The organism is Streptomyces sp. HSW2009, from assembly GCF_040240285.1.
Lineage (GTDB): Bacteria > Actinomycetota > Actinomycetes > Streptomycetales > Streptomycetaceae > Streptomyces.
Window position 1 is genome coordinate 1 of the sequence record NZ_JBEHZD010000219.1, and the last position, 11,900, is coordinate 11,900.

General features: G+C 72.8%; 7 protein-coding genes, 1 pseudogene and 1 CRISPR repeat array. Of the genes and pseudogenes, 3 read left to right on the forward strand and 5 right to left on the reverse strand.

The genetic code is table 11. From position 1 onward, the window contains the following. On the forward strand, positions 1-1,089 hold a 1,089-nt coding region (locus tag AAHZ94_RS17555), incomplete at its 5' end, for an NsdA family TPR-like regulatory protein (protein ID WP_349993861.1). 170 nt (positions 1,090-1,259) lie between these two features. Further along, a CRISPR array of direct repeats spans positions 1,260-1,553; the repeat unit is 30 nt; unit sequence GTCGTCATTAGCCCTGGAGGGTTCGCAACC. A gap of 185 nt (positions 1,554-1,738) precedes the next feature. Here the strand turns inward: AAHZ94_RS17555 and AAHZ94_RS17560 are convergent. From AAHZ94_RS17560 to AAHZ94_RS17570, 3 genes are all read right to left on the reverse strand, one after another. Further along, on the reverse strand, positions 1,739-2,881 hold the full coding sequence (locus AAHZ94_RS17560; RefSeq protein ID WP_349993862.1) for a protein-L-isoaspartate O-methyltransferase family protein: 1,143 nt from the start codon (positions 2,879-2,881) through the stop codon (positions 1,739-1,741). A 588-nt stretch (positions 2,882-3,469) separates the two neighbouring features. Continuing rightward, positions 3,470-3,598 (reverse strand): hypothetical protein, encoded by a 129-nt coding sequence (locus AAHZ94_RS17565; protein WP_349993863.1) that lies wholly within the window; start codon positions 3,596-3,598, stop codon positions 3,470-3,472. Between the two features lie 219 nt (positions 3,599-3,817). Further along, positions 3,818-6,997 (reverse strand): CRISPR-associated endonuclease Cas3'', encoded by a 3,180-nt coding sequence (locus tag AAHZ94_RS17570; protein WP_349993865.1) that lies wholly within the window; start codon positions 6,995-6,997, stop codon positions 3,818-3,820. Between the two features lie 167 nt (positions 6,998-7,164). Between AAHZ94_RS17570 and AAHZ94_RS17575 the strand changes: the two genes are divergently transcribed. Beyond that, positions 7,165-8,352, forward strand: coding sequence for a hypothetical protein (locus tag AAHZ94_RS17575; protein WP_349993866.1), 1,188 nt, complete (start codon positions 7,165-7,167; stop codon positions 8,350-8,352). A 316-nt stretch (positions 8,353-8,668) separates the two neighbouring features. Then, a complete protein-coding gene (locus tag AAHZ94_RS17580; RefSeq protein WP_349993867.1) occupies positions 8,669-10,624 on the forward strand; it encodes an eCIS core domain-containing protein in 1,956 nt (651 codons plus the stop codon). 226 nt (positions 10,625-10,850) lie between these two features. On the opposite strand, the gene AAHZ94_RS17585 is transcribed toward AAHZ94_RS17580, so the two are convergent. Further along, the gene (locus AAHZ94_RS17585; RefSeq protein WP_349993868.1) at positions 10,851-11,708 is read right to left on the reverse strand and encodes a hypothetical protein; all 858 of its coding nucleotides are present in this window, start codon (positions 11,706-11,708) and stop codon (positions 10,851-10,853) included. Beyond that, a pseudogene (locus tag AAHZ94_RS17590) lies at positions 11,705-11,900 on the reverse strand (hypothetical protein); the annotation flags it as partial. The gene AAHZ94_RS17585 and the pseudogene AAHZ94_RS17590, both read right to left, overlap by 4 nt.

Consider the following 11,900-nt stretch of genomic DNA (forward strand, 5'->3'; position numbering starts at 1 on the left):
AGCTCGCACGCGCGTACGGGTACTGATGTGGTGGACGAGTTGATTGACCTGGGGAGGGTGCAGGTGGATGCAACACGACGACGCGCATTAGGAGTGGGTCTCTTCTCGGTCGCCCTCACGATTCCGGGATGGCCAGAGGTCGCCGGTCGGGCACATGCGGTTCAGAGCAACCCGCGCGCCCGGATCGGGCAAGCCGAAGTGGACTCGGTGGGCGCAATGATCAATCGGCTCAAGCTCCTCGACGGCGAGTTCGGCAGTCAGTACGCACGGCCGATGGCCAGCGCTTTCCTCACCAACACTGTTGTGCCGTACCTCCGCGCGACGGCCACCGAGTCCGTTCGCAAAGCCATGTTGTCCGCGGGCGCGATGGCTTGCTATCTCACGGGTTGGATGGCCGTGGATGAGGGGCTGAACGGGCTTGCCCAGCGTTACTACAACAAAGGGTTGGAGTTGGCTGGTGCCGCTGACGATCGCATGACGTATTGCCATATCCTCCGCGGCATCAGCGTGCAGGCAGCCAATCTGGGCCATGGGCGCCCCGCGGCCCGCTACGCGAATGCTGCCGCTGATACGGCTCCGGTCTCCACGCACCGCATGCGTGCGTTCCTCGCTGGCCAGCAGGCACACGGGTACGCGCTCACGGGCGCAAAGACCGATGCGCTGGAAAGCCTGCGCGTAACAGAGCGCGCGGTGTCGCGCGTTACGAGCCCGTCCGGTCAGGCTTCGGGCGGATACAGCGCGTCGACACTCGCCTACCACACTGCGCAGGTTCGCTACGAACTGGGCGATGTGAAAGGCAGCGTGTCTGCACTCCACGAACACTTCAAGCTGCGGAACAGTTCGGACAGCAATCGAAGCGCCATGATGTTCGGCAGCCTCCTGGCCGAGCGACAGCTAGAAGTGGGCCACCTGGACGCCGCGTGCGCAACGTGGAATCGCGTACTCGATGACTATCCGGCGATGCACTCGGGCCGCGTGGACGACCGAGTCCGGTCCACCGTCAAGTGCCTGGCTCCCTACCAAGCAAACAGCACCGCTCGCCACACCCGCGACCGAGCACGGGTGCTGCTTGCGCAGCGGGGCGTCTAGCTCGCAGCACGGGAGACGGCCCACCGTCGGCCCTAACGTGGAGGCAGCCCGCCCGATCGCGGGTTGTTGCTGGCTCTGTGACCTGGGGTGATGCATTACCGGCGGATCGCTGCAAAAATGCTGGCGCGACGGGGTGGCAACATGTGTGTGACCTGGGGTTTTACCCTCGGGTCGTCATTAGCCCTGGAGGGTTCGCAACCCGCCCAACCGCAGGCCGTCTACGAGCAGCTGCGTAGTCGTCATTAGCCCTGGAGGGTTCGCAACCACGACACTGCCCCCACCACCCCGAACGGGGGGCCTGGTCGTCATTAGCCCTGGAGGGTTCGCAACCGTAGTCGCGCGCCGAGGCCGGCCCGTGCGCTCTGGAGTCGTCATTAGCTCTGGAGGGTTCGCAACGTGTGCACGCTCGACGGCAGTCATCCGTCTGATTGCGCGTCGTCATTAGCCCTGGAGGGTTCGCAACGTGATGCCGTCGCAGCGGTGCGCGCAGCCTCTTGTGGTCGTCATCAACCCCGGAGAGCGAGCAAGCTCCCGCACTCGTACGGGCACCGGCAAAGCCAACCCCACCCGGGGCAGGTCGCCCAGCACTCAAAGCCCAGAACGGACCCACCCGCGCGCGCCCGCCTCACCGGCACCTATGCCGTCCGCCTTACGCCCCCGAGACCTCATGCACCGATGTCTGACTCCACCGACGCCCCGTGTTCGGGTCTCCGCTCCACACCACCTGGTGATCCGCGGTACATGTCATGCCGAAGTCGTAGACCGAAGGGGCGTCGGAGCGTTCCCAGTCTTGCCCGGCGGCTTGCAGTTCGGTGGCCAGGCGGCGTGGGCCGCCCTGGTAGGCGAGGGTGGGGTGGCCGTCGTTCGCCACCAGGGTCGTCCAGGAATCGCGGCCGTCGTGTACCCACGCAACGATGCGTCCCTCGGCCGCCTCCGTACGGATCTGCACCTCCGGTAGGACGACCCGCAGCGCGAAGAGGAGGTTCGCGTCCTTGTGGAGGCGGAGCAAGTCCGTTCGTTCCACCACCGTTTCCTCCTCCGGCTCACCCGCCCCTCGTACGTCCTCCCAGGGGCGACCTGCGACGGTGCCCTTTGCGGGCATGAACGTGGCGAGGCCCTGAACCCAACCGCGGGCCGACCGCCCGTCGGCGGCGACCGTGAGTGCCACGTGGCCGAGCCGCCCCCACGGGGTGACGATCCGTCCACCGGGCCGAGTTTGTTGCACCCAGTTCCACGGGATGAGGTCCACGGCGTACGTGGCCATGACCCGGTCGAAGGGCGCGTACGACTCGGCGCCCCTCGCCCCGTCACCAGTCACGACCACCACGTCGGCATGTGCCGCGGCCAGGTTCTGGCGCGCCCCGTCAGCCAACTGCGGGTCCACTTCGACCGTGACAACCCGCCCCCCGTGCCCCGTCCTGGCTGCCATGAGGGCAGCATTGCGCCCGGTGGCCGCGCCGAGTTCCAACACGGCGTGCCCCGGCTCCAGCATCGCGGAGTCGAGCATGTCGGCCACGACCGCCTCACAGCTCAGGCTGGAGGTCGGGAGGCCGTCCGTCACCTGGGTAACGGTCGAGTCGTACGGGCCGCCGTAGACGAGTTCCGTCCAGCGGTCCGGGGCGGCGGTGCGGTCGAGGGGTACGTACGCGTGCCCGTCCCACGTCCACAGGCGGTCCGGAGCGAAGAGGTGCCGCGGGGCCGCTTCCACCATGGCCGGGCGGACCCAGGGCGAGTCCGCCGGCCATAGGCCCGCGTCCGTCATGGCCGTCGCCAGTCGCGTACGTCGAGACATGTACATCTGCTACTTGCGCCGGTTCCCCGTGGGAGGCGGCGGATCGGGCACCTTGCCGTCCGCGTTGCCTGGCGGCGGCTTGCCCTGGCTCGGGTCCGGGTCCGGCTTGCGGTGATCGCCCACGCATCCACTCCGATCGACGTCTCGAAAATCGACGTCTCGTACGCAGCGTGGCAGCCGCCCAGGCGCAGGGGCGGCGCGATGCGGTGTGCTGGCTGGATTGGTGTGGGACTCTGGCTTTTTGCTGCGGTGGAGAGCTGACGCGGATGGCTTCGTGACTGCGAGAGGCAGCTACCCTCGCTCGACGGGCCCGCCGCGCATGCGACACAGCCTGGAATGCCCGGCTGTCGCTGACGCTGTGACCTGGGGTGATGCATTACCGGCTGATCGCTGCAAAAATGCTTGCCGGATGGGGCAGTAAAATGCGTGTGACCTGGGATTTTACCCTCGGGTCGTCATGAGCCCTGGAGGGTTCGCAACATGATCGTCAGCCCGCGGGCCTTGGCGACCGCCCGCGTCGTCATGAGCCCTGGAGGGTTCGCAACACGAACGCGTTGGGCTGGACCACGCCGAACGCCGCGGTCGTCATCAGCCCTGGAGGGTTCGCAACTCGTGCGCTCCCTCGATGAGCTCGGGCTCGTGGGAGTCGTCATGAGCCCTGGAGGGTCGCAACGGAGTTCGCAGGAGGGTGGGGAGGGAGAGCCCACTGGTCGCCATCAGCCCATGAGAGCTTGCAACTTGTGCTTACGCATGGTGCCTGGGGCAGGGGCCTCGGGTCGTCATAAGCCCTGGAGGGCTTGCAACGACAGGATGCCCTGCGGCAGCGGAGCGCCAGGCACAGTCGTCATAGGCCCTGAAGGGTTCGCAATGTGTACGTGAACACGGATGAGGGGCTGGCCCTGGCGGTCGTCAACGGCCTGGAGCTCTCCCGACACCTCACCCCCTGCCCACCGCACCGCCACCTCCTCCCACCCCCGCCGACTCCTCCCCCACCGCCCCCTCATCCACCACCCCCATCCCCCGTTCGTACCGCAACCGCCGCCCGCCCAGCGTTGCCGTGCCGTCGGTGGTGAGGATGAGGACGCGGGTGTATTCGATGGGGGTGTAGCGCCAACCGCGCATCACCATCAGCTCGGTTGGGCCGTCCAGGAAGCACGTCGGGGGCAGGGCGGCTGTGTCCGCGACTACCGCTTCGCACTGGGCCGTGTCGGGGGTGGTGCCGGCCGGGAGGGGGGTGCCGGAGACCGTGTGGTGGCCGCCGGCGCCGTCCTCGGTGAGGAGTGCGGCGCGGACGCTGACGTGGTCGGTGGTCAGGGCGTCGCGCGCCGCGGGGCCGGCGTCCTGGCGTTCGGCCAGGTAGTGCAGGCCCGCCAAGGTTGCGGAGACCCGCTGGCCGGCCCGGGTGAGGAGATGGTCCCCCGCGTCGGCCGCCCGCTGCTGCCGTTGTGCGTCGGCCGCCGTACGGGCTGCGGCCACCTGCGCCCGCCAGGCGGCGGGGACCGCGGCGGCGCCGGCCGCGTACCCGGTCGCCACCAGGTCCGGCACGTCCGCCGGGTGGGACCACACCCGCGCGCCGGTGGCGGCCCGGCCGACCTCGTGGGCGGCGAGCAGCAGCGCGTGACGCCCGTACCGTTCCTCGGCCGCTGCGGGGAACCGGGGCGGCACCGCCAGCGGGCCGGCCGCCGGGGACCCGCCGGGCCCTTCCGCGTACCCGGTGACGATCACGCGCGGCGCCCGTAGCCGCGCGGGCCGGTACGTGGCGGTGCCGCGGTGCAGCCGGCCGATGCGTTGCAGCAGGTGGTCCAGGGGCGCCAGGTCGGTGATCAGTAGGTCCGCATCCAGGTCGCAGGACTGTTCGGCGACGGTCGATGCGATGACGATGAGGCGGTGGGGGCGGGGTGAGGATTCCGCCGCTTCGCCTTCCGCCGGACCGCCCGGCATACCCGCCGCCTCATCCCCCGCCGGACTACCCGACACACCCACCACCCCACCTCCCGCCGAACTACCCGGCACACCCACCACCCCACCCTCCGCCGCGCCGTGCGCCGCAGGCCCCACCGGGCGCAACAACCGCAAGCACTCCCCCATCCGCGTGGCGAGTTCGCGGGCGGTGAGTTGTTCGTGCAGGAGGATGACGGGCGTGCCGGGGAGGCGGCTGCGGACCTGGGTGGAGAGGGTCTGGGCGCGGTCGGCCGTGGTGCGGATAACCAGCGCGCAGCCGCCGTCGACCAGTTCCGCGGCGAGTCGGTCGGCGACGGCCGTGTCGGCCGCGGCCACGTCCGTGACGTGCGCGGGGGCGTGCTCGGGCGCGGGCGCGTCGGTCGCCCCGGCCGCGGAGGCCACCACCACACCCACCCCAGGCCCCACCCCAGGCTCCACACCAGGCCCCACCCCCACCCCCCGCTCCGGCAGCAGTTCCACACCCACCCGCACCGAGCCCCGGTGCGCCCCGCTCGTCCGGGTCGCGCTCGCCGGACCGGTCGGCGTCCACCACACGGCCGTCACCGCGGGCTGCCGCGGGGGATGGGACAGCACCGGGTAGCCGTACTCCTCCCGGCGGGCCGCGCCGGACAGGTACGCGTCGGCCAGCGTCTGCCGCTCCGCGGCCGGCAGCGTCGCCGAGAGCAGCACCACCGGCACCCCCGCCTCGCCGAACCAGCGCAGCCCCTCCGCGAGGAAGCGCGAGCCGTGTACGTCGGCGGCGTGCACCTCGTCCAGTACGACGACCTTGCCGAGCAGCCCGGCCATCCGCAGCGCGGCGAACTTCGTACGGGTCACCGCCTGCAACAGCGTGCTGGTCGGGCCGACCGCGAACGGGCACAGCAGCCCGCGCCCGTACCCGAAGAACCACTCCGCGGGCGTCAGCCGCTCCCCGGTGCGCGGTTCGGGCGGGCCGTCCTCGTCGCAGGTGCCGACCGCGGCGCGGCGTACCTCGACGGGGGCGGCGAGGAGCGCGCTCCACGCGGGCGACAGGTTGCGCTCGCCGTGCAACAGCGCAACTTGCGGAGCCAGTTGGGGATCGATGCGTGCGACCCACTCCCGCACCCGGGTGAACATCGGATCGTTGGCCGCCCACTGCGGCATGCCGACGAACACCCCGTCCTGCCCGAACTTCGCGGCCAGCACCTCCGCCGCGGCAAGGCCCGCCCAGGTCTTGCCCTCGGCGGTGGGTGCCTCCACGAGCAGCAGTCCGGGCGCCGGCATCGCCCGGGCCGCGTCGAGCGCCGTCTGCTGTACGGGGCGCGGCGGGTGGTCGAAGCGGCGCCGGAACACATCGGCCGGCGGCATCGGCAGCGCGCCCCAGCCGCCACGCAACCCGATCCGCTCCCAGGCGCCCGCCGCCCGCCGCCGCGCCCCCGCCATGTTCACCCGCGCCAAGTCGTCGATGCCTGTGAAGTGGCTCTTGCTGCTGGCGATCCAGTCGGCCATCACCACCAGCCCGCTGACCAGGAGTTGTAGGGGCCGCGACGGTACGGCGGCGGGTACCGCAGCGGCGATGGAGGGCAGGCCGAGTTCGTCGGTGACGTACCGGACGTGGGCCCGCCGCGCCTCGTCCCAGCGCGTGTCGCCCTGGAGTTGGCCGAGCCCCTTGCTCGGCGGTTCGAGTACGTCGGCGGCGTGTACGAAGCCGTGGTGGCCGGCGACCAGCGGCACCACCCAGGCGATGTGTTCGGCTGGCCAACCCTCCCTGCGCAGCAACGGGCCGAGCAGGTAGCCGCCGGCCGCGCCGTGGTGCCAGGGGATCTTCGGCACGATCTTCGACCAGCCGAGGCCGGCCGCCCGCAGCGACTCCTCGTACGCGTCGAACCGGCACTGGAAGGCGGGCGTGACCTTGCCGATGTCGTGCAGCGCGCAGATCCAGGCGAGCAGGGTGCGACCGCGTCCCGGCCCGCCGGCCACCGCGTCCAACTGCCGCCGCAGGGTCGGGGCGAGAAACCCGTCCCACAGCCGTTCGGCGACCGCCCCGGAGTCCAACAGGTGCGTGATGACCAGGCTCATCGTGTTGCCGCCCGCGTACTCGGGTGTCTTGCCGACACACACCCCCAGGGTCACGTCCGGGTCCCACCCGTTCTCGCCGTACGGGCCGTCCGCCATCTTTCCCTCCAGGGCTGCCAAGTTCGTCAGTTCACCAGGTGTGTCATGTCTCTTCGCGGCACGCCCGCCGCTGCCCGCGCCGGGCACGCCCGCCGCTGCCCGCGCCCGACTTCGGGGCAGACCCGGGGCAGGCCCGGGGCCCGTTTCGCTGGCCTCCCGGCGGTGCTGCGTCGGCGTCCGCTGGCATCATGGCGGACGGGACCGGAGGGGTGTGCGTGACGGGTACGGCGGGGACGCAGGACGAGCGGCGGGGAACACCGGCAGCGGCGGCCCGGGGCGGGGCGACCGCGGCGGGCGGGGCCTGGCGGGCGGCGGACCGGGTGGAGCTCGGTACGGGCCTGCGGCATGAACTCACCGCCATAGCCGCGGTGTTGGCCGGCATCGACCGGGCACTGCCCGGCGCGCCCTGGCACCTGAAGGGTTCGAGCGCCCTGCTCGGCTGGGCCGGCCCGACCGCCCGCCCGCCGGCCGACGTGGACCTCGCCCTGCCGGCGGGCCCCGGCGCCGCGCTGCTACGGGCCGCGGAACTCCCACCGGGCCCCGGCGGCGAACGGCTGCGGCTGCTCCGCACCGAGCCGGTGGTGTTCAGCAGACCGGGGCGGGTGGCGGTGCACCGGGTGTTGGTGCGGGTGATGAGCGGGGTGGGTGGGGTGGGTGAGGTGGGGGGCATGGGTGGCGTTCGGCCCGCGGGTGGAGCGGGTGGCATGGGTGGAGCGGGTGCCGTGGATGGCGCCGGCGCCCCGCCCGGGATTCAGGTGGGCGCCCTGACCGACGACGTCCTGTTGAACATCGTCCTCGTCCCGGACGACATCGCCGCCCGGGACACCCGCACCGCGCCCCTCGCCTTTCCCGCCGCGCCCGGCCCCTGCGTCGTACCCGCGGCCACCTTCGGCCGCTGCCTGGCGCAGAAGCTGCTGCGGTACGCGCGCCTGCGCGACGGCGGGAAGATCAATACGCGCTGGTCAGACGTGGCGGACTTCCTCATCGCCGCGGCCAGCCCGCGCGCCCCGCTCCTCGAACTGACCGGGCTGCGCCAGGACGTCGCGGCCGAGTGCGCCGCCCTGCACCGCCCGTGGCCGGCCGAACTCCCCCCGCCGCCGGCGGAGTGGCTGGACTTCTGGGACACGGCCACCTTCCAGTACGGCTGGCCGTTCGGCCGGCTGTCGGAGGCGGTGGCGCGCGTGGAGCGCTTCTGGGGACCGGTGCTTGCGGTGCCGGTGGCGCCGTACGGGACGGAGGGGGCTGCGCCGTACGGGCCCGAATGCGCGGCCCGCGCAGATGCGGCCGGCGCCGCAGATGCGGCCGGCGGTGATGCGGGCGGCGCGCCCGTACGGCAGATCTGGTCGCCCACCGCGTGGGAGTGGCAGCCCGAGTAGGCAGGCCCGCGCCCCACTCGTCACTCGTACGTCCCCGCACCCCCGCGTGCGTCACCGTGCCCCACTCGTACGGGCCCGCGTCCGGCGCGTGCATCCTCGTACTCCGTACGGACGTCCCCCGCGCCCTGACCTGCGGACCAGCCCGAGCCCGCCGGCCCGGGCCCCCGGCCGCTGCCCCGAAAGGGCAGTTCGCGCTGCCTGTCGGCTTCTACCGCCGGTGGGGGCGTACGGGGTACGCAGGGGTGGGCACCGGAAGTTCGCGGCCGAACCGGGCCGACGCGAGTCGGGCCGACCAGAACCGTACGAAGGGGGCGCCGTGCGCAGCACCGACGTGGGACGGTCGACGGCGGACGACCGCGGCCGGGCCCAGGCGCCCCGCCGGGCCGGCACCCCGCACCCCGCGCCCGGCCGGGCACCGCGGCAGGCCGAGCCCGCGGTGCGCCCCTCAGCACTCGCCCGCGGCGTGGCCGCCGCCCCCGCGCTGCTCCGGTCCGTCCAGCGCACCGCGGGCAACGCCACGGCCACCCAGATGTTGCACCAGGCCCGCGCGACGGCTCCGGACGCCGGGCCACCGCACCACACGGAGCAGGCCGAACCGGCCGTACGGGGAGGGGCCGACACCGGCGAACCCGCGGTGCAGCAGCAACCGGGGCGGGCGGCCGTGGCGTTGCCCGCGGTGCAGCGGCACCAGCACCAGCACCCCGAACAGCAGGGGCAGGCCACCCCCCCCCCCCCCACCGTCCAGCGCTCCTCCGTCGCGGACGTGCTCCGTTCGCCGGGTCAGCCGCTGCCCGCGGCGCTGCGGAGCGAGATGGAGCAGCGGCTCGGCTCGGACTTCTCCGACGTACGGCTGCACACCGGTTCGGCCGCCCAGCGTTCGGCCCGCGAGATCTCGGCCCGCGCCTACACCTCCGGCCACCACGTGGTGGTCGGCGCGGGCGGCGCCGACAAGCACACCCTCGCGCACGAGCTCACCCACGTCATCCAGCAGCGCCAGGGCCCGGTGTCCGGCACCGACAACGGCGGCGGGCTGCGCATCTCCGACCCGGCGGACCACTACGAACGCGCCGCGGAGTCCAACGCCCGCCGGGTGATGTCCCGCGCGGTGCCGCGGCCGTCCGCGGCACCGGGGACGGACCACGCGCACGCGCACACGCGCGAGGACGCGTACGAGGGGAAGCGGCGTGGGCCCGGCGCAGCCGGAGTGCAGCGCATGACGCGGGCCAACCCGCCGGACGCCGGCGCCGCCGATGACCCGCGGAAGGCCGTTGAGGAGTTGAAGGAGCGGGCGGAGAAGCTGGGGCGCTGGCACGCCAACTACGACGCGGTCTTCGACGACCTGCTGAACGAACTGCCCTCCACGTTCCGCGTGGACGGCGCCGACGACTGTTCCGACCAGGTCGCGACAATCGTGGCGAAGGGCGCCGAGGGGTTCAAGGGCACTCCTGGGCAAGGCTTGCCCGTCCAGATCCTCAACTACGTCAACAACGGCGGCACCTCCGCCCCCGGCGCGGGCGGCCTGGGCTCGATGGTGATCAAGGACAGGGCGCTGATCGGCCGCCCGGCTTTCGCCCCGTCGACCATGACCACCCGGTCCGTCGCACCGGGACAGCACCGACGCCACATCATCGCGTGGCACAACATCAGGGAACTGCTGAACCGCGCCTACCAGGGGCACGGGCAGACCCTGATCACCTACCTGGAATCCAAGCTCGGGGACGACCAAGTAGACCAGGACATGGCGCAACAGGCGAACACCGCGATGGGCAACCTCCCGAAGGCCGCGTACGGGAAGGCGGGCGAAGCGGACGGCCGGGTCCTGATGGCGGCGGCGTACGTCATGAACAGTTCCGTGGACAACCTGTGGGTGGGTCCGGGCCAGGAGAACACGGAGATCAACCGGTTGAGCCGGTCGCTCCAGGAGCGGCTGGCCGGCATCACCCCCGGCGGTCTCGCCGACTGGCGGAAGTCGCTGGAGAGCGCCTCGTACAAGTCCCCGTTGGCGAAGGGCATGCGCGACAGCGTCGTCAACCGGATCGATACGCTCGGCACGGACGACGGCAACACCCTGGGGCACGTACGGGACTTCGTCTGGAAGGAGGTGATCCCCCACCTAGAGACGGACGAGCCGCAGGGCAACACCGCCACGCCCGCGAACCAGGAGGTCGTCGAGGTGGGCAAGAAGGTGTTCGACGCGGTCTTCAACGAGGACCAGACCCCGAACATCGATGTCGTACTTGATGCCATCAACGTGCTGTGGACCGGGGCCTAACGGAGGGGGAGAGACGGCTACGCGGTACGCGGCAGCGGCGCGCTCCGACTGGCCTCGTGCCCCGCGCCGCTCCACAGTGGCACGCCTCAACTGGCCCTGTGCCCGCACCGTTCGGCTCGATACGCGCGGCCCGTACGGAAGCCCATGCCCGGTGGCCCGCCGGCCCACGGCGCGACCCCACCACGCGCGCCTCGTACCGAAACCCATGTCGGCGGCCCACCCACCACTACCCCCCAACCCCCACCCCGCCCAACACCCCTGCAAGCCGCGCGAACTGCTCGGCCGGCAGGTGTCGTCGCCACTCCTCCCGCCGGCGCGCGGCGTGCGCCACATGGTGGCTGCCGGGGGCGCCGGGGCCCGCGGCGGCGAGTGCGGCCAGGAAGTCGACGGCCGCGGCGGCCGGGCCGGCGGGCAGCGGCTGCCCGTAGACGTGCAGCAGGCGCTGCGGATGCTCCGTACCCTTCAGCGTCTTGGTGACGTGCAGACTGAAGTGCGCGCGCCGCCGGGCCGTGTCCAGACCGGCCGCTCCAGGGACGAGGCCACCGGCCCCCGCACCCGCACCCACCGCACCGCCACCCGCCGCATCCCCACCCACCGCCGCGGGGCGCACGGCCGCCGCCCACGCGCCCCAGCCCCGCGCGGCGGAAGCCGCCGCCCCGGCCCCCACACCGGTCTCGGCCCCACCACCGACCCCAGCCGGCACCTCGGTCGCACCACCTCCCACCAGCGGGGCCGCCCCCACCCCACTGTGCAACTGCCCCGCGCTCCAGCGGTTGGCGCCGGCCACGGCATCCCGGAGCCGCTCCGCGTCCCGCACCGTGCCCGACAGGCCGTCGCCCAGCGTCGCGAACAGCCGGCCGCAGCCGGCGATCCCGTCGCTGATCGCCCGCAGGTGCCCGGCGAGCAGCGCCTCGCGGCGGGCGCGCAGCGGGTAGCCGCGGCGCAGCACCTCCTCCAGCGGCAGCCGGTCCCGCTGCCACGCGGTGGCCAGCGGCAGCAGCGCCCGGGCGTTGCCCTCGGTCAGCCGCGCGCCGGCGGCACCGCGGGAGACCGTGCCCCACTCGATGTCGTGCACGTCGGTCACCGCGTACAGCCCGCCGCCGCGCCGCCGCCCCCCCCCCCCCCGCCCCGCGGGCGCGCGCGGTTAAACAAAAGCCAGCCCCCCCCCCCCCGGCCGCGCGGGGGGGGGGGGGGGGGGGGGCGGTGCGCGCCCGGCGCGGTGATTCGCGCCCCCGCACGCGAGCGCCCGGGCGACGGGTGCAACGATGAGTCCGTC

Excerpts from the sequence above, each read along its gene's own strand:
- AAHZ94_RS17560 (WP_349993862.1), bottom strand. The coding sequence starts at position 2,881 with ATGTCTCGACGTACGCGACTGGCGACGGCCATGACGGACGCGGGCCTA.
- AAHZ94_RS17565 (WP_349993863.1), bottom strand. The coding sequence starts at position 3,598 with ATGGCGACCAGTGGGCTCTCCCTCCCCACCCTCCTGCGAACTCCGTTG.
- AAHZ94_RS17575 (WP_349993866.1), top strand. The coding sequence starts at position 7,165 with ATGGCGGACGGGACCGGAGGGGTGTGCGTGACGGGTACGGCGGGGACG.